The organism is Streptosporangium sp. NPDC050284 (assembly GCF_044459525.1).
Lineage (GTDB): Bacteria > Actinomycetota > Actinomycetes > Streptosporangiales > Streptosporangiaceae > Streptosporangium.
Map to the genome: position 1 here is coordinate 376,365 of NZ_JBITIZ010000007.1, position 20,543 is coordinate 396,907.

At 70.6% G+C, this 20,543-nt stretch carries 19 protein-coding genes and 2 riboswitches; of the genes, 12 read left to right on the top strand and 7 right to left on the bottom strand.

The features are described 5' to 3' along the window. Nucleotides 1–37: 37 nt before the first annotated feature. The 7 genes from ACIBH4_RS19190 to ACIBH4_RS19220 all read right to left on the bottom strand — a co-directional run bounded on the left by ACIBH4_RS19190 (nt 38) and on the right by ACIBH4_RS19220 (nt 7,613). Entirely contained in the window at nt 38–1,414 is a 1,377-nt protein-coding gene (locus ACIBH4_RS19190) for an L-serine ammonia-lyase (RefSeq protein ID WP_362504836.1), read from the bottom strand. 72 nt (nt 1,415–1,486) lie between these two features. Next, nucleotides 1,487–1,876 (bottom strand): glycine cleavage system protein GcvH, encoded by a 390-nt coding sequence (gene gcvH / locus ACIBH4_RS19195; protein WP_362504838.1) that lies wholly within the window; start codon nt 1,874–1,876, stop codon nt 1,487–1,489. Continuing rightward, on the bottom strand, nt 1,873–2,964 hold the full coding sequence (gene gcvT, locus ACIBH4_RS19200) for a glycine cleavage system aminomethyltransferase GcvT (RefSeq protein WP_362768080.1): 1,092 nt from the start codon (nt 2,962–2,964) through the stop codon (nt 1,873–1,875). Before gcvT ends, gcvH begins: the two co-directional genes overlap by 4 nt. 33 nt (nt 2,965–2,997) lie before the next feature. Beyond that, a riboswitch (glycine riboswitch) is annotated at nt 2,998–3,092 on the bottom strand. Then, nucleotides 3,093–3,191: riboswitch (glycine riboswitch) on the bottom strand. It lies immediately after the preceding riboswitch. 71 nt (nt 3,192–3,262) lie between these two features. After that, a complete protein-coding gene (locus ACIBH4_RS19205; RefSeq protein ID WP_362768083.1) occupies nt 3,263–3,958 on the bottom strand; it encodes a gamma-glutamyl-gamma-aminobutyrate hydrolase family protein in 696 nt (231 codons plus the stop codon). Between the two features lie 156 nt (nt 3,959–4,114). Continuing rightward, nucleotides 4,115–4,891, bottom strand: a complete 777-nt coding sequence (locus ACIBH4_RS19210) for a 3-oxoacyl-ACP reductase (RefSeq protein WP_399172492.1) — start codon at nt 4,889–4,891, stop codon at nt 4,115–4,117. A 5-nt stretch (nt 4,892–4,896) separates the two neighbouring features. Further along, complete coding sequence (locus tag ACIBH4_RS19215; protein WP_362768086.1) at nt 4,897–6,243, bottom strand: aldehyde dehydrogenase family protein; 1,347 nt, start codon at nt 6,241–6,243, stop codon at nt 4,897–4,899. Nucleotides 6,244–6,245: 2 nt separating this feature from the next. Next, nucleotides 6,246–7,613, bottom strand: coding sequence for a glutamine synthetase family protein (locus ACIBH4_RS19220; RefSeq protein ID WP_399172529.1), 1,368 nt, complete (start codon nt 7,611–7,613; stop codon nt 6,246–6,248). Nucleotides 7,614–7,676: 63 nt separating this feature from the next. Here ACIBH4_RS19220 and ACIBH4_RS19225 point away from each other — a divergent pair, with 63 nt between their 5' ends. From ACIBH4_RS19225 to ACIBH4_RS19280, 12 genes are all read left to right on the top strand, one after another. Further along, nucleotides 7,677–8,399, top strand: a complete 723-nt coding sequence (locus ACIBH4_RS19225) for an FCD domain-containing protein (RefSeq protein WP_362504853.1) — start codon at nt 7,677–7,679, stop codon at nt 8,397–8,399. 133 nt (nt 8,400–8,532) lie between these two features. Further along, nucleotides 8,533–9,285, top strand: a complete 753-nt coding sequence (locus ACIBH4_RS19230) for a hypothetical protein (RefSeq protein ID WP_362504856.1) — start codon at nt 8,533–8,535, stop codon at nt 9,283–9,285. A gap of 60 nt (nt 9,286–9,345) precedes the next feature. Then, nucleotides 9,346–9,690: a hypothetical protein gene (locus tag ACIBH4_RS19235; RefSeq protein ID WP_362504859.1), complete on the top strand. Its 345-nt coding sequence runs from the start codon at nt 9,346–9,348 to the stop codon at nt 9,688–9,690. Next, entirely contained in the window at nt 9,687–10,373 is a 687-nt protein-coding gene (locus ACIBH4_RS19240) for a nucleotidyl transferase AbiEii/AbiGii toxin family protein (RefSeq protein ID WP_362504862.1), read from the top strand. Before ACIBH4_RS19235 ends, ACIBH4_RS19240 begins: the two co-directional genes overlap by 4 nt. Before the next feature lie 112 nt (nt 10,374–10,485). Next, on the top strand, nt 10,486–10,683 hold the full coding sequence (locus tag ACIBH4_RS19245; protein WP_350949811.1) for a hypothetical protein: 198 nt from the start codon (nt 10,486–10,488) through the stop codon (nt 10,681–10,683). Nucleotides 10,684–11,125: 442 nt separating this feature from the next. Next, entirely contained in the window at nt 11,126–12,781 is a 1,656-nt protein-coding gene (gene hutU / locus ACIBH4_RS19250; RefSeq protein ID WP_362504865.1) for a urocanate hydratase, read from the top strand. A gap of 180 nt (nt 12,782–12,961) precedes the next feature. Continuing rightward, the gene (locus ACIBH4_RS19255; protein ID WP_362504868.1) at nt 12,962–13,786 is read left to right on the top strand and encodes a MurR/RpiR family transcriptional regulator; all 825 of its coding nucleotides are present in this window, start codon (nt 12,962–12,964) and stop codon (nt 13,784–13,786) included. Between the two features lie 42 nt (nt 13,787–13,828). After that, nucleotides 13,829–14,515: an SDR family oxidoreductase gene (locus ACIBH4_RS19260; RefSeq protein WP_362504871.1), complete on the top strand. Its 687-nt coding sequence runs from the start codon at nt 13,829–13,831 to the stop codon at nt 14,513–14,515. Between the two features lie 124 nt (nt 14,516–14,639). Continuing rightward, the gene (locus tag ACIBH4_RS19265) at nt 14,640–15,803 is read left to right on the top strand and encodes an allantoate amidohydrolase (RefSeq protein ID WP_362505132.1); all 1,164 of its coding nucleotides are present in this window, start codon (nt 14,640–14,642) and stop codon (nt 15,801–15,803) included. Continuing rightward, nucleotides 15,791–17,152, top strand: a complete 1,362-nt coding sequence (locus tag ACIBH4_RS19270) for a formimidoylglutamate deiminase (RefSeq protein WP_362504874.1) — start codon at nt 15,791–15,793, stop codon at nt 17,150–17,152. Before ACIBH4_RS19265 ends, ACIBH4_RS19270 begins: the two co-directional genes overlap by 13 nt. Continuing rightward, nucleotides 17,149–18,321 carry an imidazolonepropionase gene (gene hutI / locus ACIBH4_RS19275; protein ID WP_362504877.1) on the top strand — a complete coding sequence of 391 codons (1,173 nt, stop codon included), beginning with the start codon at nt 17,149–17,151 and terminating at the stop codon, nt 18,319–18,321. The genes ACIBH4_RS19270 and hutI overlap by 4 nt, the downstream gene beginning before the upstream one ends. 211 nt (nt 18,322–18,532) lie before the next feature. Further along, on the top strand, nt 18,533–19,480 hold the full coding sequence (locus ACIBH4_RS19280; RefSeq protein WP_362504880.1) for a sigma-70 family RNA polymerase sigma factor: 948 nt from the start codon (nt 18,533–18,535) through the stop codon (nt 19,478–19,480). Nucleotides 19,481–20,543 lie beyond the last annotated feature (1,063 nt).

Consider the following 20,543-nt stretch of genomic DNA (forward strand, 5'->3'; position numbering starts at 1 on the left):
TGCCCGTGATGCGAAATTTGGTAGCGATTGCCCGCTGTCAGCACTCGATGACGTTCACCGCGAGCCCGCCCCGGCTGGTCTCCTTGTACTTGTCGAGCATGTCGCGGCCGGTGTCGCGCATCGTCTTGATGGCCTTGTCCAGTGAGACGAAGTGGCGGCCGTCGCCGCGCATCGCGATCCTGGCGGCGGCGATGGCCTTGATCGAGGCGACCGCGTTGCGTTCGATGCACGGGATCTGCACCAGACCACCGATCGGGTCGCAGGTGAGCCCCAGGTTGTGCTCGATGCCGATCTCGGCGGCGTTCTCGACCTGCTCGGGGGTTCCGCCCATCACCTCGGTGAGCCCGGCGGCGGCCATCGAGCAGGCCGAGCCGACCTCACCCTGACAGCCGACCTCGGCGCCGGAGATGGAGGCGTTCTCCTTGAACAGCACGCCGATCGCCCCGGCGGTCAGCAGGAAGCGGATCACGCCCTCGTCGTCGGCGTCCTTCGTGAAGCGGTCGTAGTAGGTGAGCACGGCCGGGATGATGCCCGCGGCGCCGTTGGTGGGCGCGGTGACGATCCGGCCGCCGGCGGCGTTCTCCTCGTTGACCGCGAGGGCGAAGAGAGAGACCCAGTCCATCGTCTGCAGCGAGTCCTTCTCTCCCGGCTCGCTCCGCAGCTGCCGGTGGAGCTGGTGGGCGCGGCGGCGGACCTTCAGGCCGCCGGGCAGCACGCCCTCCTTGCCGATGCCGCGCCGCACGCACTCGCTCATGACCTGCCACAGGACGAGCAGTTGGTCGCGGACCTCGGCCTCGGTGCGGCCGAACGCCTGCTCGTTCTCCAGCATCAGCCCGGAGATGGACAGGCCGGTCTCCGCGCACTGGGCGAGCAGCTCGGCGGCCGTGGTGAAGGGGTACGGCAGGACGGTGTCGTCGGCTTTGATCCGGTCGGCGCCGGTGGCGTTCTCGTCGACGACGAAGCCGCCGCCGACCGAGTAGTAGACCTTCTCGCGGATCGTCTCGCCGGACTCGGACAGGGCGGTGAAGCGCATGCCGTTGGGGTGGCCGGGGAGCGAGATCTTGCGTTCGAAGACGAGGTCCTCGCCGATGACGAAGGGGATCTCGCGCGATCCGTACAGGGAGATGGTGCCCGACTCGCGCATGGCGGCGAGCCGGCCCTCGACCGCGTCGACGTCGACGAGCTCGGGTTTCTCGCCGGACAGGCCGAGCAGCACGGCCTTGTCGCTGCCGTGGCCCTTGCCGGTCAGGCCCAGCGAGCCGTACAGGACGGCGCTCACCCGGGCTGTCTTCTCCAGGAGCCCGTCCTGGTGGAGGCCGCGGGCGAACTTGTGGGCGGCGGCCATCGGGCCGCCGGTGTGCGAGCTGGACGGGCCGATTCCGATCTTGAAGAGATCGAAGACGCTGATCGTCATCTGAATCCTTCCAGCGTGGACGGCCACGCGCGCCCTCCGACGCGCGTGACCGTGACGCGAGCGGGGAAAGGCTTAGGACTCACCTGAGGTGAGCGCGGCGTACTCCTCGGGCGACAGCAGGTCGTCGGCGGAGCCCTCAAGACGTACGCGGAACAGCCAGCCCTCACCGTAGGAGTCGCTGTTAACAAGCGAGGGGTCGTCCACGACGGCCTGGTTGACCTCCACGATCTCGCCGTTGACCGGCGCGAAGATGTCGCTCACCGACTTGGTCGACTCGACCTCGCCGACGGCGTCACCGGAGGCGACCGTCGCGCCGACCTCGGGCACCTGCACGTAGACCACGTCACCCAGCGCCTCGGCGGCGTAGGCGGTGATGCCCACGGTGAGGGTGAGGCCGTCATCGATGCCGGAGATCCACTCGTGTTCCTTGGTGTAGTGCAGGTCCTCGGGAATGCTGCTCATTTTTTCCTCCTGTAGAAAGGCAGTGCGACGATCTCGACCGGCTCGTGGCTGCCCCTGATGTCGACGGCCAGTCCTGACGACTGGTCGTTGTCCACGTAGGCCATCGCGATGGGCCTGCCCAGTGACTGGGAGGGCGCCCCGCTGGTGACCTCACCGACGACCGCGCCGTCACCGGCGACCACCACCGGATACCCGTGCCGGGGCACCCTGCGGCCGGTCGCGACGAGGCCCACCAGGCGGCGGGACGGCGGGACGTCCTTGAGGGATTCGAGGGCGGCCCGGCCGACGAAGTCGCCCGGTTTGTCAAACCTCACCACACGGCCCAGCCCGGCGTCGAACGGGGTCAGGCCGGCCGACAGCTCGTTGCCGTACAGCGGCATCCCGGCTTCCAGCCGGAGGGTGTCGCGGGCGGACAGGCCCGCGGGGATCAGGCCGTGCGGCGCGCCCGCCTCGGTGAGGGCGGCCCAGAGCGGCTCGGCGTCCTCGGCCGCGACGAACAACTCGAAGCCGTCCTCGCCGGTGTATCCCGTACGGGCGACGAGGGCCTCGCGGCCCGCGACGACGGCGGGCAGGCCGGCGTAGTACCTGAGCCCTTCGAGGTCGGCGTCGGTGAGCGAGCCCAGGATCTCCACGGAGCGCGGCCCCTGGACCGCGACCAGTGCGTACCGGTCGGAGCGGTCGTCCACCGCGGCGTCGAAGCCCTTGGCGCGGCCGGTCAGCTCGGCGGCCACCCGGGGGTAGTTGGAGGCGTTGGCGACGACCATGAACTCGGCGGGGGCGAGCCGGTAGACGATCAGGTCGTCCAGCACGCCTCCCCCGGCGTCAACGATCATCGTGTAGCGGGCGCGGCCGGGTTCCAGCGCGGAGAGGTGGCCGATCAGCGCGTAGTCGAGGGCTTCGGCGGCCTGCGGGCCCGTCACGAAGATCTCACCCATGTGGGAGAGGTCGAACAGGCCGGCCGCCTTGCGGACCGCGTTGTGCTCGGCCGACTCGCTGCCGTAGCGGAGCGGCATCAGCCAGCCCGCGAAGTCGGTCAGCGTCGCGCCGAGGGACTCGTGGACGCCGCGCAGCGGCGTAGGTCGGGACATGTGCGCACCTCAGACAAGGGACAGATGAGAGCATCCTCCCCCTCTGTCGTGGGTGCCTGAGAGTTTCATCCGAGTTTTACCGGACTTTCACCTTCGGCGAGGTCGTGGGACCTGCTTTCCAGAGGGCACCTACCCGCACGGTCCTTTGCCTTGAGAGGTTCGCGGGGAGGGCTTGCTCCTTCAGGGGTCCTGGGCTGGCTGTCAGGACGCTCTCCCGCACGGGTTCACCGGTGTCGCCGCCAGCCTAACCGCCCGCACCGGCCGAGCGAAATCCCCTCACGGCCCCGATCCGTGCCGGTCAGGGGGCGGCGTGCCGTACCAGCGCCTCGAACAGAGCCGACTCGTCGTCGGTCTCGGGGTGCCACTGGACGGCGACGGCGAAGGGGTGGTCGTCCACTTCCACGGCCTCGACCGTGCCGTCCTCGGCGTGGGCGGTCACGGTGAGGCCCTCGGCGAGCCGGTCGAGGGCCTGGTGGTGGTAGTGGGCCACCTCCACGGTCTCGGTCCCGAAGATCTTCGAGGTGTGGCTGCCGGGGGCGAGCCGCACCGGCATCCTGCCGTACCGGCCGGGGGCCGGGGCGTGCCCGGCGTGGCCGACCACGTCGGGCAGGTGCTGGTGGAGGCTGCCGCCCAGCGAGACGTTCAGGATCTGCATGCCCCTGCAGATCCCCAACAACGGCGTGCCCCGCTCCAGAGCCGCCTCGACCAGTCCCAGCTCGGCGTCGTCGCGGAACGGCCTGACGTAGCCGGTCCGCTCGTGCGGCTCCCGCCCGTACCGCTCGGGGCCGACGTCACCGCCACCGGCGAGGATCAGCCCGTCCAGGCGTTCCACCAGCGCCGAGGGGTCGCCGGCGGGGGGCAGGATCACCGGCTGCCCGCCCGCGCGGGCCACGTGGTCGACGTAGTCGTACGGCAGAAGCGCGGTGGTCGTCTCCCAGACGGTGAAGCGCGCGGGCTCGACATAGCAGGTGATGCCGATGACGGGACGGGACATGATCTCCTGTCTTGCTCTTGCCGGAACTCCTGGCTGCCCCCGAAGCCGGGCGGTGGAGCCGCGTCCCCTCCTCGCACGGTATCGACCACGGCGGGCCGACCCGGGAAAGGGCCGGGGACATGCCGGGACGACCCACGGGGGAGAGGGACACGAGGTCTACAGCGGGGTGACGTACGCGCCGGAGATGCCGCCGTCCACCAGGAACTCGGAGCCGGTGATGAAGCTCGCGTCGTCCGAGGCGAGGAACGCCACCGCGGCGGCGATCTCGGACGCCTCGGCGAAGCGGCCCACCGGGATGTGGACGAGGCGGCGCTGCGCCCGCTCGGGGTCCTTGGCGAACAGCTCCTGCAGCAGCGGCGTGTTCACCGGCCCCGGGCACAGCGCGTTCACCCGGATCCCCTCGCGGGCGAACTGCACGCCCAGCTCGCGGGACATGGCGAGCACCCCGCCCTTGGAGGCGGTGTAGGAGATCTGGCTCGTCGCCGACCCCATCACGGCGACGAACGACGCGGTGTTGATGATCGACCCCTTGCCCTGCCGCCGCATGTACGGGATGGCGTGCTTGCAGCACAGGTAGACCGAGGTGAGGTTCACCTCCTGGACCCGGCGCCAGGCGTCGATGCCGGTCTCCAGGATCGAGTCGTCCTCGGGCGGCGAGATGCCCGCGTTGTTGAACGCGATGTCCACGCTGCCGTAGGTGTCGAACGCGGTCTGGAACACGCGGGCGACGTCGTCCTCGTCGGTCACGTCGGCCCGCACGAACAGTCCCCCGACCTCCTCGGCGGCCGCCGAGCCGGTCGTCTCGTCCAGGTCCACGCACACGACGCGGGCGCCTTCGGCGGCGAACCGGCGCGCGGTGGCGAGGCCGATCCCGCTTCCGGCGCCGGTGATGACGGCGACCCTGTCCTGCAAACGGTCCTGCAAACGCAGCATCGCTTCTACTCCTCGGAAATGAAGACGTTCTTGGTCTCGGTGAACGCTGACAGGGCGTCGGGGCCCAGTTCGCGGCCGAGGCCCGACTGCTTGAAACCGCCGAACGGGGTCCAGTAGCGGACGCTCGAATGCGAGTTGACGCTGAGGTTGCCCGCCTCCACCGCCCTGGCCACCCGAAGCGCCCGGCCGACGTCGCGGGTCCAGATGGACCCGCTCAGGCCGTACGGGGTGTCGTTGGCGATCCGTACGGCGTCCGCCTCGTCGTCGAACGGCACCACCGACACCACGGGGCCGAAGATCTCCTCGGTGAACGCCCGGTCGTCGGCCGACCGGGGCGTCAGGACCGTCGGCGGGAACCAGAACCCCGGCCCCGACGGGCACGCGCCCCGCAGGTGGGGCGGCTCGGTGACGAAGGAGGCCACCCGCTCCCTGTGTTCGGCGCTGATCAGCGGGCCCATCTCGGTGGCCTCGTCGCGGGGGTCGCCGACTTGGACGTTCAGCACCGCCTCGCCGAACCGCGCGAGGAACTCGTCGTGGACCGAGCGCTCGACCAGGATCCGGGAGCGCGCACAGCAGTCCTGGCCCGCGTTGTCGAACACCGCGTACGGCGCGGTCGCCGCGGCCTTCTCCAGGTCGGCGTCGGCGAAGACCACGTTGGCGCTCTTGCCGCCCAGCTCCAGGGTGAGCCGCTTGACCTGTCCGGCGCAGGTCGCGGCGATCTGCTTGCCGACCTCGGTCGAGCCGGTGAACACGATCTTCGCCACCCCCGGGTGCTCGACCAACCGGGCACCCGCGACCTCCCCGGCCCCCGGCAGGACCTGCAACACCCCCTCGGGCAGACCGGCGGCCAGCGCCAGCTCGGCCACCCGCAGGGCGGTGAGCGGCGTCCACTCGGCGGGCTTGACGATCACGGTGTTGCCCGCGGCCAGCGCGGGGGCCGCCCCCCAGGTCATGATGACCATCGGGAAGTTCCACGGCACGATCACGCCGACGACGCCGAGTGGCTCCCTGAAGGTGACATCGAGCCCGCCGGGCACCGGGATCTGCAGGCCGTGGTCACGCTCCGGCGCCCCCGCGTAGAAGTCGAGCACGTCGGCGACGTTGCCCGCCTCCCAGCGGGCGTTGCCGATCGTGTGCCCGGCGTTGGCGACCTCCAGCAGGGCGAGTTCCTCGGCGTGCTCGCGCACCAGCGAGGCGAAACGGCGCAGCAGCCGGGCACGGTCCCCCGGTGCGACGTTCCGCCAGTGCGCGAAGGCGTGCCTGGCACGCTCCACGGCCCTGTCGATCTCGGCGGCGTCGGCCATCTCGATCTCGGCGACGGCCTCTTCCGTCGCCGGATTTATGATCTTCACATTCACATCCGTTCGAATCCCCGGAAAAGCTCCCAGTCGGTCACCGCCGCGTCGAAGGCGGCGAGCTCGACCCGGGCGTTGTTCGCGTAGTGCGCCACGACGTCCTCACCGAAGGCGGCCGCCGCGAACTCGGAGGTCTCCCAGAGCTCCAGCGCGTCGCGCAGCGTGCTCGGCACGGTCTCCTCGCCCGAGGAGTAGGCGTTCCCCGTGAAGGCGTCCTCAAGCGGCAGCTCGTTCTCGATGCCGTGCAGGCCGGCCGCGATCAGCGCCGAGACCGCCAGATAGGGGTTCACGTCGCCGCCGGGCACCCGGTTCTCGATCCGCAGCGAGGGGCCGTGGCCGACCAGGCGCAGCGCGCACGTCCTGTTGTCCACGCCCCACTTGACCGCGGTGGGGGCGAAGCTGCCCTGCACGTACCGCTTGTAGGAGTTGATGTTCGGCGCGTACAGCAGGGTGAGCTCGCGCATCAGCGCGATCTGCCCGGCGATGAAGTGTCCTCCCGCCGCCGACAGCCCGTGCGGCCCGGAACCGGCCATCACCGGCTCCCCGCCGGTGTCCCTGAGCGAGATGTGGATGTGGCAGGAGTTGCCCTCGCGCTGGTTCGGCTTGGCCATGAAGGTGATCGCCATGCCCTCCTGGGAGGCGATCTCCTTGGCGCCGTTCTTGTAGATCGAGTGGTTGTCACAGCTGGACAGGGCCTCGGCGAAGCGGAAGGCGATCTCGTGCTGGCCGAGGTTGCACTCGCCCTTGGCCGACTCGACGTACATGCCCGCGCCCTCCATGCCGAGCCTGATCCTGCGCAGCAGCGGCTCGACCCTGGCGGTGCCGAGGAGGGAGTAGTCGACGTTGTAGAGGTTGGCGGGGGTCAGGTCGCGGTAGCCGCGGCGCCAGGCGTCCTCGTAGGTGTCGTCGAAGACGACGAACTCCAGTTCGGTGCCGACGAAGGCGCCCCAGCCCCGCTCTTCCAGCCTGGCAAGTTGTCTGCGCAGGATCTGGCGCGGTGAGGCGGTCACGTCGGAGCCGTCCTCCCATACCAGGTCGGCCATCACCAGGGCCGTCCCCTCCTGCCACGGCACGCGGCGCAGGGTGGACATATCGGGCTTCATGACAAAGTCGCCGTATCCGCGCTCCCACGACGACATGGCGTAGCCGTCGACCGTGTTCATGTCGACGTCGACCGCGAGCAGGTAGTTGCAGCCCTCGGAGGCGTGCCGCAGCACCTCCTCCAGGAAGTAGCGCCCCGACAGGCGTTTGCCCTGGAGGCGCCCCTGCATGTCGACGACCGCAAGCAGTACGGTGTCGATCCGCCCCGCCCGCACCTCGTCTTGAAGCTCGGTGACGTCCACACGCCCTCCTCGTCGGGGTCTTATTGGGCTAGTGTTAGACCATTGACGTGCAGCGGGGGGAGCGTTGTCAAGGGCCGGAGGAGATAATTGGACGAGCTGTCGCGGTTGACGGCCGTGCTGCGGCCGGTGCGGGTCGGCAACGCGTTCGAGGAGACGGTGGAGCGCCTGCTCCAGGTCATCAAGCTGGGGCTGGTGTCGGAGAAACTGCCGCCCGAGCGGGAGCTCGCCGCCCAGCTCGGCATCAGCAGGGTCACCCTGCGCGAGGCCATCCGCGAGCTGCAGGAGGCGGGCTATCTGGAGGTGCGCCGCGGCCGGTACGGTGGCGCCTTCCTCACCCACAACACCCCGCCGCACCCGCACCGGGACGACCTGCGCCGGGCCGTGGCCGACATGGGCACCGACGACCTGTCCGACGCCCTCACCTTCAGGATGGCGGTCGAGTGCGGCGCGGCCCAGGTGCTCGCCACCACCCCCCTCACCCCGGAGCGGCGCGAGACCCTGCGCGAGAGGCTGCGCGAGGTGAACTCGGCGGGCCCCGAGGACTACCGCCGCCTCGACACGGCCTTCCATCTCGCCATCGCCGAGCTCACCGGCTCCGCCCTGCTCGCCGGGGCCTGCGCCGACGCCAGGCTCCGGGTCACCGACCTGCTCAACGCGATCCCGGTGCTCCAGCGCAACATCGAGCACGCCGCCCTCCAGCACCAGGCGATCGTGACTGCCATCCTGGCCGGGGACCCCGAAGCCGCGCGCCGCGCCGTGGCCGAGCACCTTGAGGGGACCGCGGCGCTGCTGCGGGGTTTCCTCGCCTGACGCGCCTGACGCGCCTGACGCGCCTGACGCGGGTGCCCGGGGAAGTCCCGTGCCGTCGTGACGCCCGCGCGGGACCGGAGGCTTTCCTCGCATAGCCTGGGAGACGGTGGGGGATTTGTTCCGAGAGAGGATCATGGACACAGGGCGGCTGCCGCTGTTCTGTTTCTTCGTCGCGCTGATCGCCGTCTTCCTGCTCACCAGGATCAACGTCCGGCTCATCCGTGCCAGGATCGGCTGGTTCGGCAACGTCAACATCGGTGAGATGCACATCCACCACGTGGTGTTCGGCGTGGTGCTCACCCTGCTCGGCGGGGTGTCCGGCCTCATCGTCTCGGGGGTCTCGGAAGGCTGGTACGCGGTGACGGCGGCCGTCTTCGGCGCCGGGGCCGCCCTGATCCTGGACGAGTTCGCGCTCATCCTGCACCTGCACGACGTCTACTGGGAGGAGGAGGGCCGGGCCTCGGTCGACGCCGTGTTCGTCGCCGTCGCGGTCACGGCCCTGCTCCTGATCGGCCTGCGTCCCCTCGGCTGGGAGGACTACGCCGGCGAATCCCAGGGCATGTGGCTCACGGTCGCCTTCATCGTGACCAACCTCGTGCTCGCCGTGATCACGTTGCTCAAGGGCAAGATCTGGACGGGGCTCGCCGGGCTGTTCGTCCCGATCCTTCTGGTGGCCGGCGCGATACGGCTCGCCCGCCCGGGGTCGCCCTGGGCCCACTGGTTCTTCGCGCCCGGCTCCCGGCGTCCACAGCCCCGCAAGATGGCGAGGGCGGAGGGGCGCGAGGAGCGCTGGCGCCGCCCGGTGATCCGCGGAAAGATCGCCTTCCAGGAGTTCCTCTCCGGTCGCCACGACCTCCCCTCCACCCGCCTTCGTTCCCGCCACTGAGCCCGTCCTGGGCCCGCGCGCCCCGTGGACCCCGGGCGAGCGGCGGGCATACTGGGGGACGTGAGTACGCTTCCTTCCCGGTGGGACGGCGTGGATCGGCGCGTCCCCGAATCGCTGGCCGACCTGCGAGGCCCGGCGACGGGGACGGTCGCCCTGCCCGTCCACCTCGGCTGGTCCGGGCTCACCGAGTTCGATCTGGTGAACCCGCTGCTACGGATGAGCCTCTACCGCACGGTCATCACCGGCGGTGGCCGCTCCGACGCCGAGTCCTATCTGAACGCCGAGCATCTCGTCGCCGACTGGCCGACCCTGCGCCGGGGCATCGGGCCGAGTTACCGGAGAGCCTGGGAAACCAAGATCACCGCCCTGGGGCCGGGCGCCGCGGCGCCGGGGTGGGAACGGTGATCCTGCCTCCGTTCCAGCAGCGGATGCTGGAGGCCGCCTTACCCGCCTGCGGCAGGTTCGGGCTGGTCCTGGCGGGCGGTTACGCGATGAACGCCCACGGCTTCACCGAGCGCCCGAGTGACGACCTCGACTTCGCCACCGCCGCCGAGACGCCGCTGCCCGAGGTCGCGGAGGGGATGGCCGAGGCGTTCAGGCAGGCCGGGCTGGAGGTCACCATGACGGAGGTGACGCCCCGGATGGGCCGCCTGGTGGTGAGCGACCCGGTGACCGAGCAGAGCTGCGAGTTCGACCTGCTCAGGGAGGCGTTCCAGCAGCAGCCCGTGATCGTCGGCGACATCTCCGTCGTCTCCCTGGACGACGCGGTCGGCCTGAAGATGCGGGCGCTGCACGAGCGCAGCCTCGCCCGCGACGTCATCGACATCGCCTCGGTCTCCCACCTGTACGGCTTCCGCGAGCTAGAACACCTCGCCCGCCTGCACAACGAGGAGTTCGAGCTCGCGGAGCTGGTGATGAGGCTGGAGTTCGTCGACCTGATCGCGGACGAGGACTTCGAGGCCTACGGCGTGGACGACGAGCGGATCACGGAGATCCGCGGGTTCGCCCGCGCCTGGGTGGAGGACATCGGTCTCCGCCGCGCCGAGGAGGGTGACGTCGACTACGACGACGTTCCCGACCCCGACTGAGAAGACCTGAACCGGTGAGGCCGGGGACCCAGGGGAGGCGGGGGGCTCCTGTGACGCATACTCGGCCCCTCGCGGGGCAGTTGAGGGTCCTCTCTGCCGAAGGGTGCTGATCATGGGTCTTATGGAGAAGCTCAACCTGCGTGAAATGAAGGCCAAGGCCAAGCTGAAGCTGGCCGGTCGGGTGGGTGATCGCCGCAAGGTGGCCGAGGCGAGGACGGAGGAGGCCGAGGCGAGGCTTCTGAAGACCAAGGACGAGATCCTGGACACCGTCGCGGAGATGCGCAGGGAGTACGGCGTCCGCCGCCGCTGACTCCCGCACCACCTCGGGCGCCCTGCCGCCGAAACCCTTCCGTGATCGGTTTCCCGGTGGTCGCCCACCGCCTCTCCGCTGCGGCGGAGGCCGCCTTTCCCACCCGGTCCTGTGGGGACCGGCTCGGTTGCGTAAATTCATATCGTCCATAAAGGAATAATTCGGACATCGAGGCGAGGGGCTGATTCGCCGTCGGGTGAACCGGGCATCCCCGCCTGTGCGGAGCCTCTCCTTCGCATCGGAGCGCCCATCGGGCGCGCGCCGCATTCGATCACCCGGTCCCGTCCGTGCGGGACGAGGAGCCGGGACGTGGCGATCGTTACGGCTACACCAGGGGTGTCGCGGGCGTGCTGCCCGCGGCACCCCCTTTGCCGGGTTGACCTGTGGCCTCCGGGTGACCAAGTATGAATACGTTCATTCATTCTTGAGGGGGAGGTCGGGCATGTCCGGCAGCCGGATCGTGCGCGCGCCGCGCGGCACCACGCTCACCGCCAAGGGGTGGCCGCAGGAGGCGGCGCTCCGCATGATCCAGAACAATCTCGATCCCGAGGTCGCCGAGCATCCTGAGCAGCTCGTCGTCTACGGCGGCTCGGGCAAGGCCGCCCGCGACTGGCGCTCCTTCGACGCGATCACCCGTACCCTGACCACCCTGGAGGGCGACGAGACGCTGCTGGTGCAGTCGGGCCGCCCCGTCGGGGTGTTCCGCACCCACGAGTGGGCGCCCCGGGTGCTCATCGCCAACTCCAACCTGGTGCCCGACTGGGCCAACTGGGAGGAGTTCCGGCGTCTGGAGGCCGCCGGGCTCACCATGTACGGGCAGATGACGGCCGGCTCCTGGATCTACATCGGCACCCAGGGCATCCTGCAGGGCACCTACGAGACCTTCGGGGCCGTGGCCGCCAAGCGGTTCGGCGGGAGCCTCGCCGGGACGATCACGCTGACCGCCGGGCTCGGCGGCATGGGCGGCGCCCAGCCGCTCGCCGTGACGATGAACGGCGGCGTGGTGATCTGCGTCGACTGCGACCCCAGGTCGATCGACCGGCGTATCGAGCACCGCTACCTGGACGTCCGCGCCGCCGACCTCGACGAGGCGCTGCGCCTGGCGTACGAGGCCCGCGACCGGCGCGAGCCGCTGAGCATCGGGGTCGAGGGCAACGCGGCCGAGGTCGTGCCGGAACTGCTGCGCAGGGGCGCCGAGATCGACGTCGTCACCGACCAGACGTCCGCCCACGACCCGCTGATGTACCTGCCGGTCGGCGTGGCCTTCGAGGACATGGCCGACGAGCGTGAGAAGGACCCGGCGGGCTTCACCCGCAGGGCCCGCGAGTCCATGGCCGCCCACGTGGAGGCGATGGTCGGTTTCCAGGACGCCGGGACCGAGGTCTTCGACTACGGCAACTCGATCCGGGGCGAGGCGCTCCTCGCGGGCTACACCCGCGCGTTCGACTTCCCCGGCTTCGTGCCCGCCTACATCCGGCCGCTGTTCTGCGAGGGCAAGGGCCCGTTCCGCTGGGCCGCGCTGTCCGGCGCCGCCTCCGACATCGCCAAGACCGACCGCGCGATCCTGGAGTTGTTCCCCGACAACGAGCCGCTCGCCAGATGGATCCGGATGGCCGGGGAGAAGGTCCACTTCCAGGGGCTGCCCGCCCGCATCTGCTGGCTCGGGTACGGCGAGCGCCACCTGGCGGGGGAGCGGTTCAACGACATGGTCGCCTCGGGGGAGATCGAGGCCCCGCTGGTGATCGGCCGCGACCACCTCGACTGCGGCAGCGTCGCGAGCCCGTACCGGGAGACCGAGGGCATGGCGGACGGCTCCGACGCGATCGCCGACTGGCCGCTGCTGAACGCGATGCTCAACGTCGCCTCCGGCGCCGCGTGGGTCTCCATCCACCACGGCGGCGGTGTCGGCATCGGCCGTTCCATCCACTCCGGGCAGGTCACCGTGGCCGACGGCACCAGGCTGGGGGCCGAGAAGCTCAACCGGGTCCTCACCAACGACCCGGGCACGGGCGTCATCCGCCACGTCGACGCCGGGTACGACGAGGCCGCCACCGTGGCCGAGGAGCGGGGCGTCCGCGTCCCGATGCGCGAGTCCTGACCGGGCACGCCGCGACCGGGTCCCCGCGGGAACGTACGGGTGCCGATTCGCGTGCCGTGTCCCGATCGCGGTGCGCGAATTCCCCCGGTGCCGCTCGTTTTCGTCTCTGCGGGTGTATGAACGACAGCGGGGCGGGACGGGAGGGGAATGCTCGTGGGGGTTCGAGCGGTTGGAGGGGGCGTGGGTGACGGACTCGACCGGCTTCTGGAGGGGCGGAGACTGTCGCCCGTTCAGCGGCGGATCGCGCGTTACCTGGGCGACCACCTGTCCGAGGCGGTCTTCCTGTCCAGCGTGGAGCTCGCCGACCGGGCCGGGGTGAGCCAGCCGTCGGTGACGAGGTTCGCGATGGTGCTCGGCTTCGGGGGATATCCCGAGCTGCGGCAGGCGCTGCGGCCCCTGGTGGTGGGCGGCAGGAGGCCGTCGCGGGCCAACGACCTGCAGACCGCGATCGACGTGGAGATCGACAACCTGCGGAGCGTGCGCGACGCGCTGAGCGACCCCTCCGACCTCTCGGAGCTGGGCGCCAACCTGGCGGGATGCGAGCCCCTGCCGGTGCTCGGCCTGCGGGTGTCGAGCGGGCTCGCCACCACGTTCGCCTATTTCGCGCGGCGGATCCACCCCGATGTCCGCCTGCTCACCCACGGCGGTTCCGAGCTGGCCGACGGCCTGTACGCCGCGCGCAGGGCGGGAGCGGCCTGGCTCGTCGCCGTCGTCCTGCCCCGTTACCCGGCCGAGGCCGTGCAGGCCCTGCGGGATGCCCGCGACCTCGGCCTGCGTACGGCGGTGATCACCGACCGGCGGGACGTGCCCTTCGCGGCGGATGTGGTCCTGGCCGCCCCCGTCGGCGAGCGGCTCGTCTTCGACTCGCACGCCGGCCCCCTCGCCCTGGCCATGGTGCTGGTGGAGGCGATGGCCGACGCGGCGCCGCTGCGCACCCAGGCCAGGCTTGAGGAGTACGAGCGGATGACCGACCAGGCCGGGGTCTTCACCGAGCAACTCGACTGACGGCTCGTGGTGATCGTTTTTGCCATGGGTAAGGTGACTGCCATGTCAGAACGACCTACCGCGCTGATCACCGGCGCCTCCAGAGGGATCGGTGCCGCGATCGCCCGTGCCCTGGCCCCCACACACGACCTGCTGCTCGGCGGCCGAGACGCCGAGGCGCTGTCCGGAATGGTCTCCGAGCTACCTGGCGCGCGGCCCTGGCCGGTGGAGCTCACCGCGGTCACCGAGGCCGACGTCGCCGACATCGACCGGCTCGACGTGCTGGTGCACAGCGCGGGCGTGGTGAACCTGGGACGTGTCGAGGAGACCCCCGCCGAGGTGTGGCGGCGCACGATGGAGATCAACGTGGTCGCGGTGGCCGAGCTCACCCGGCTGCTGCTGCCCGCCCTGCGCGCGGCGCACGGCCACGTGATGCTGATCAACTCCGGTTCCGGGCTGCGGGCGAACCCGAGCTGGGTCTCCTACGCGGCGAGCAAGTACGCGCTGCGCGCCTTCGCCGACGGGCTCCGCCTGGAGGAGCCCGAGCTCCAGGTCACCACGATCTACCCGGGGCGGGTCGCGACCGACATGCAGCGTGAGGTACGGGCACAGGAGGGCGGCCCCTACCGGCAGGAGGATCACCTCGACGCGGACTCGGTGGCCCGGGTGGTGCTGACCGCTCTCACCGCGTCCCCGGACGCCAACATCACCGAGATCACCATCCGTCCTTCCGGCAAGCCCTCGAACTGAGCGCGGTACGGGACCGGGACGTTCCCGGCCGAAGGCGCCTCAGGTTGGGAGTGCGCCGGGCCGAGGGCGCGGCGGGCTCGCCAATGAATGGTCTCATTCACATAATGGGAGGGTGTTCGACGAGATGTGGGGTGCCATAGAGCACCTCGGACGTGACGGCCGGACCCTGGGCTACCTGCGAGACGCGTGGTCGCCCGCGGATCTGGAACTCCGGCGGTGGTTCGGGCAGGAGGCCGCCAGACGCGGCCTCGACCTGAGGGAGGACCGCAACGGCAACCTGTGGGCCTGGTGGGGTGACCCCTCGGACCGGCCCGGCGTGGTCACCGGCAGTCATCTCGACTCGGTGCGCCAGGGCGGCGCCTTCGACGGCCCCCTCGGCGTCGTGTCGGCCTTCGCCGCCCTCGACCTGCTGCGGGCGAAGGACTTCCGGCCCGCGCGCCCGGTGGGAATCGCCTGCTTCACCGACGAGGAGGGCGCCAGGTTCGGCGTCCCGTGCGTCGGCTCCCGCCTGCTGACCGGGATCCTCGACCCGGACAGGGCCCGCGCCCTGAAGGACGACGAGGGCGACTCGCTGGCAGAGGTGCTGCGCGCGGCGGGGCGCGACCCCGGCGCTCTGGGCAGGGACGAGGAGACCCTGCGGCACATCGGCGTCTTCGTCGAACTCCACGTCGAGCAGGGACAGGACCTCGTCCACACCGGCGCCGGGGTCGGCGTCGCCTCGGCCATCTGGCCGCACGGCCGCTGGCGGTTCGACTTCCACGGCCAGGCCAACCACGCGGGCACCACCCGCCTGGCCGACCGCGACGACCCCATGCTGCCCTTCGCCCGCACCGTCCTGCACGCCCGCCAGGCCGCCGAGCGCGGCGGCGTGGTCGCCACCTTCGGCAAGACACGCGTGTCGCCCAACAACGCCAACGCCATCCCCGGCCTGGTCAGCGCCTGGCTGGACGCCAGGGGCGGCGACGAGGACGCGGTGAGGGCGCTCGTCGCCGAACTCACCGACTTCTCCGGGGCCGAGGTCACGGTCGAGTCGTGGACCCCGGTCGTCGACTTCGACGCGGCCCTGCGGGAACGGGTCGCACAGGCCGCGGGAGGCGCACCCGTCCTGCCGACCGGCGCCGGACACGACGCGGGCATCCTCGCCTCCGCGGGCGTGCCCAGCGCGATGGTGTTCGTCCGCAATCCAACGGGAATCTCTCACTCTCCGGAGGAACACGCGGACCGGGCCGACTGTCACGCCGGGGTCACCGCCCTCGCCGCCATCGTGGAGGACCTGTGCGGGAGCTGAACTACTGGTGCGAGCTGGCCTGGCTGCCGCCGGGCGAGGTCGTCGCGGGAGTGCTCGTCAAGGTCAGGGACACCCTGATCGCCGAGATGGTCACCGGAGTGACGACCCCGCCCGGCGGAGCCGTCCGGCTCGCGGGCCTCACCCTCCCCGGGCTCGCCAACGCGCACTCCCACGCCTTCCACCGCGCCCTGCGCGGGGTGACGCAGCGCGAGAAGGGCAGCTTCTGGACCTGGCGCGAGCAGATGTACGGCGTGGCGGGAACGCTCGACCCCGACTCCTACCTCAGGCTCGCCAGGGCCACGTTCGCCGAGATGTCGCTGGCCGGGATCACCTGCGTGGGGGAGTTCCACTACCTGCACCACGGGCCGGACGGCAGGCCGTACGACGACTCGAACGCGATGGGGCACGCGCTCGTTCAGGCCGCACGGGAGGCGGGGCTGCGCATCGCGCTCCTGGACGCCTGCTACCTGACCGGCGGCGTCGGTGCCCCGCTGAGCGGTGCGCAGCGGCGGTTCGGCGACGGGGACGCCGACGGGTGGGCCGCGCGGGCCGAGGCGCTCGTGGCCGGATACCGGGAGGATCGGGACGTGGAGATCGGCGTGGCCGTGCACTCGGTCCGCGCGGTGCGGGCCGAGCAGATCCCCGTGGTCGCCGAGTTCTCCCGGCACCACGCGGTCCCGCTTCACGCCCACGTCTCCGAGCAGCGGGCCGAGAACGCCGCCTGCGTGGACGCCTACGCCGCGACCCCGGTCCAGCTGCTGGACGCGCACGGCGCGCTCGGTCCCCGCTCGACCGCCGTACACGCCACGCACCTGTCGGACGTGGACGTCGCGCTGCTCGGCGCCTCCGGCACGCGCGTGTGCATGTGCCCGACGACCGAGCGCGACCTCGCCGACGGCATCGGGCCGGCGAGGAGGCTGTTCGAGGCGGGCTCGCCCATCACGCTCGGCTCGGACAGCCACGCGGTGATCGACCTGTTCGAGGAGGCCCGCGCGGTCGAGCTGGACGAGCGGCTCGCGACCGAGCGGCGCGGTCACTGGTCGGCCGCCGAACTCCTGAACGCGGCCACGGCCGCGGGGCACGACTCGCTCGGCTTCGCCGACGCGGGCATGCTCGTCCCCGGCGCCTGGGCGGACCTGGTGTCGGTGCGCCTGGACTCGGTCCGTACGGCCGGAGCCTCCCCGGCGCACCTGGCGGAGACCGTGGTCTTCGCCGCGACGGCCGCCGACGTGCACTCCGTGGTGTCGGGCGGGCGTCACGTGGTCGTCGACGGCGGACACGTACTCGGCGACGTGGGCGCGATGCTCGCGGAAGCGGTCGCCGAGGTACGAGAGGAGAGGTCGGTATGACGAGCGAGGACCGTCCGGTGACGAGCACCCTTTTCGATCGCATCGGCCTGCTCTATACGGGCGACCCGGCGCGGGAGGAGGTCGAGAACGCGGCGCTGGTGGTCGAGGGCGGCGAGGTGGTGTGGGCGGGTCCCGCCGACGCGGCTCCGCACGCCGACGAGCGGGTGGATGTGGAGGGGCGCTGCGTCATCCCCGGTTTCGTCGACAGCCACGCCCACCTCGTCTTCGCGGGCGACCGCACCGCCGAGTTCGCCGCCCGTATGGCGGGGCGCCCGTACACGGCGGGAGGCATCCGTACGACGGTGTCGGCCACCCGCGCCGCCTCCGACGCCGAACTCGCGGTGCGCACCGCCGCCCTGGTCGCCGAGATGCTCGCCCAGGGGACGACCACGGTCGAGATCAAGAGCGGCTACGGTCTCACGGTCGAGGACGAGCGCAGGTCACTGGAGATCGCGCGGAGGTTCACCGAGGAGACCACCTACCTGGGGGCGCACGTCGTACCCCCCGACGCCTCCTCGGCCGACGAGTACGTCCGCACCGTCACCGGGGAGATGCTGGAGGCGTGCGCGCCGCACGCCCGGTGGGTCGACGTGTTCTGCGAGCGCGGAGCCTTCGACGCCGACCAGAGCAGGGAGATCCTGCTCGCCGGGGTGAAGGCGGGACTGCTGCCGCGGATCCACGCCAACCAGCTGGGTGCGGGGCCGGGGGTGCGGATCGCCGCCGAGGTGGGCGCGGCCTCCGCCGACCACTGCACCCATCTGAGCGACGACGACGTCTCGGCGCTGTCGTCGTCGGGGGTGGTGGCGACCCTGCTGCCCGGCGCGGAGTTCTCCACTCGCTCGCCCTACCCTGACGCCCGCCGCCTGCTGGACGCCGGCGTGACCGTCGCGCTCGCCACCGACTGCAACCCCGGCTCCTCCTTCACCTCCTCCATGCCGTTCTGCGTGGCACTGGCGGTCCGCGAGATGCGGATGACGCCGCTGGAGGCGATCAGGGCCGCCACGTACGGCGGGGCGAGGGCGCTGCGCCGCGGGGACGTCGGCACACTGCGGGTGGGCAGCAGGGGGGATCTGGTGATTCTCGACACACCCACCTACGTCCACCTCGCCTACCGGCCGGGGGTACCGCTGGTGAGGCAGGTCTGGAAGGAAGGGCGCCGCCTGGTTTGAGCCCCTTTGCTGGGGTTAGTCGTAGTCCTCGTCGCGGCGCAGGGAAACATCCTCCTTGAGGAGGAAATCCAAAACCATTCTCCAGGCGTACTTCTTGAGGGAATCTTTGCCCTGATCCGTCCGTTGAAAAGACAAGCGATGTGTCTGAGCGCACGGGGCCTTGAGCGAGCGGTTGGACACGTCATAAGCACGCGGAGCGAGGTGCCATCGGATGGCAAGGCCGACGGGGAATCGGACGCAGGATCAGCATGTCTCTGATCGAGACCTGCTCGGGACCTACCTGGCAGAGATTGGACGGGTGCCCCTGCTCACCGCGGAGGAAGAGGTCGAGCTCGCCAAGCGGATCGAGGCGGGTCTCTTCGCTGAGCAGTTGCTGGACGGTGGGTTGGGCGGATTGACGGAGCCGCGGATCGGGAACGCGGCCGATGAGGAGCTTGAACGGCTGGCCGTTTCCGGGCAGAGGGCCAAGGATGAATTCATCCAGGCCAATCTACGTCTTGTGGTGGCCGTCGCGCGCAAATATTCCGGGCGGGGAATGCCACTGATCGATCTGGTCCAGGAGGGAAACCTGGGGCTGGTCCGCGCGGTCGAGAAGTTCGACTACCGGCGCGGTTACAAGTTCTCGACATACGCCACGTGGTGGATCAGGCAGTCGGTGGGACGCGCCATCCACGAGCAGGCCAGGCCGGTGCGCCTGCCCACCCACGCGGGCGAGCAGATGACCAGGTTGATGCGGGTCCGCCGCGACATGCTGGCCGAGTTCGACGTCGAGCCGACCGACGCCGATCTGGCCACGGTGCTCGAACTCCCCATCGAGCGGGTCCGTGAGCTCCGCCGCTGGGCCTCCGACCCCGTCTCCCTGCAACTGGGCGTGGGTGACGAGGACGAGACCGAGCTCGGCGACATGATCGCCGATGACACGTGGGCCGACCCCGAGCAGCAGGCGATGGACATCCTGGAGCGCGAGCGCCTTGAGGAGTGGCTGACCGGGCTTGAGGGGCAGACCCGTGAGATGCTCCGCTGGCGCTACGGCCTGATGGACGGCCGCGAGCACACGCTGACCGAGGTCGGCGAGCGGTACGGCATCGGTCGCGACCGCGCCCGCCGGATCGAGCGTGACGCTCTGGCACGGCTGCGGAAGATGGCGACGGCGGCCTGAGCCTTGTGATCCGGCACGGTCTCGTTTGGACCGTGCCGGATCGTGGGGTTCTTCACGGTGAGGCTTGTCGCTGCGGCGGTTCCGTGTTGCTCACGCTGTGGTGAGTTCCGTCGCCGCTCACGCCTGGTCGATTCCACGGTGTTCAGGTTGTGTGAGCCTCGTGCCGTTCACGCTTGGTCGATTCCACGGCTGTCCGGGCTGTGGCGCGTCGCCGGTCGGTTTTGTCGCGGTGGGTTTCTTCGCCGTTCACGCTGCGGTGGGCGGGTGCTCCGGCCGGCCGTCTCAGTCACCGTCTGGTGACCCAGGCCTCCGGCCTGCTCGGGCACGGTGGTTGCGGGCTTCTTTTAAGCCGTCCGGAGCACCCGTCCACCTCCGCTGCACGTGTTCTCGCCGTACGGCGTGCGGACCGTAGTGGCTTTCTCTCCGGCCGCCCTGGGCTCCGTGGGTGGCTGAAGCGATCCGTACGGGACCGTCGAAAGCGGGGCGCCGTAGCTGAAGCGCCACCTCGGAAAGGTGCGCAGGGCTGGGCGCCGGTCGGGACATGATGGGGGTCGGGAGGGTGCGGCGCAGGTCAAAGGTTCTGTGAGAGCGGCTGCTTTCGTCGTCAGGATCGTGTGCCGATGTTCATCCGAATGCGCGCGGTCGTGGCGTGGGATGTGGGACTCCGTGGCAGGGCGGGCAACGTGACCACTGTGGCGAATGCTCGCTACTCCTGCGTTACGGGTCGGCTATTCGTAAGGGTCTGAACCGGCATCGTTCCCGTTTCATGGTTTGTTTCTGTGCTCTGCCGCATTGTGCGGTGAGAGGGATCGGCGCGGTGGGGTTCTGGTTTTCTACGGCGCTCGCCGTGCGCTCCTTTCGAAAGTAACGCTTCAGTTACGGCGGCCCGCCCTGAGTGGTCTCGTACGGATCGCTTCAGCCGCACAGAGCTCACTGGGCGGCCGGAGAGAAAGCCACTACGGTCCGTACGCCGTGCGGTGAGGGCGGGCGCAGCGGAGGTGGGCGGGCGTTCCGGACGGCTTGAAAAGAGCCCGCAACCATCGCGCCCGCGCAGGCCGGAGGC

What these genes read in the sequence shown, in the direction of transcription:
- ACIBH4_RS19190 (WP_362504836.1), bottom strand. Translation starts at nt 1,414, where the DNA reads ATGACGATCAGCGTCTTCGATCTCTTCAAGATCGGAATCGGCCCGTCC.
- gcvH (WP_362504838.1), bottom strand. Translation starts at nt 1,876, where the DNA reads ATGAGCAGCATTCCCGAGGACCTGCACTACACCAAGGAACACGAGTGG.
- gcvT (WP_362768080.1), bottom strand. Translation starts at nt 2,964, where the DNA reads ATGTCCCGACCTACGCCGCTGCGCGGCGTCCACGAGTCCCTCGGCGCG.
- ACIBH4_RS19205 (WP_362768083.1), bottom strand. Translation starts at nt 3,958, where the DNA reads ATGTCCCGTCCCGTCATCGGCATCACCTGCTATGTCGAGCCCGCGCGC.
- ACIBH4_RS19210 (WP_399172492.1), bottom strand. Translation starts at nt 4,891, where the DNA reads ATGCTGCGTTTGCAGGACCGTTTGCAGGACAGGGTCGCCGTCATCACC.
- ACIBH4_RS19230 (WP_362504856.1), top strand. Translation starts at nt 8,533, where the DNA reads ATGGACACAGGGCGGCTGCCGCTGTTCTGTTTCTTCGTCGCGCTGATC.
- ACIBH4_RS19245 (WP_350949811.1), top strand. Translation starts at nt 10,486, where the DNA reads ATGGGTCTTATGGAGAAGCTCAACCTGCGTGAAATGAAGGCCAAGGCC.
- hutU (WP_362504865.1), top strand. Translation starts at nt 11,126, where the DNA reads ATGTCCGGCAGCCGGATCGTGCGCGCGCCGCGCGGCACCACGCTCACC.
- ACIBH4_RS19260 (WP_362504871.1), top strand. Translation starts at nt 13,829, where the DNA reads ATGTCAGAACGACCTACCGCGCTGATCACCGGCGCCTCCAGAGGGATC.
- ACIBH4_RS19265 (WP_362505132.1), top strand. Translation starts at nt 14,640, where the DNA reads ATGTGGGGTGCCATAGAGCACCTCGGACGTGACGGCCGGACCCTGGGC.
- hutI (WP_362504877.1), top strand. Translation starts at nt 17,149, where the DNA reads ATGACGAGCGAGGACCGTCCGGTGACGAGCACCCTTTTCGATCGCATC.
- ACIBH4_RS19280 (WP_362504880.1), top strand. Translation starts at nt 18,533, where the DNA reads ATGGCAAGGCCGACGGGGAATCGGACGCAGGATCAGCATGTCTCTGAT.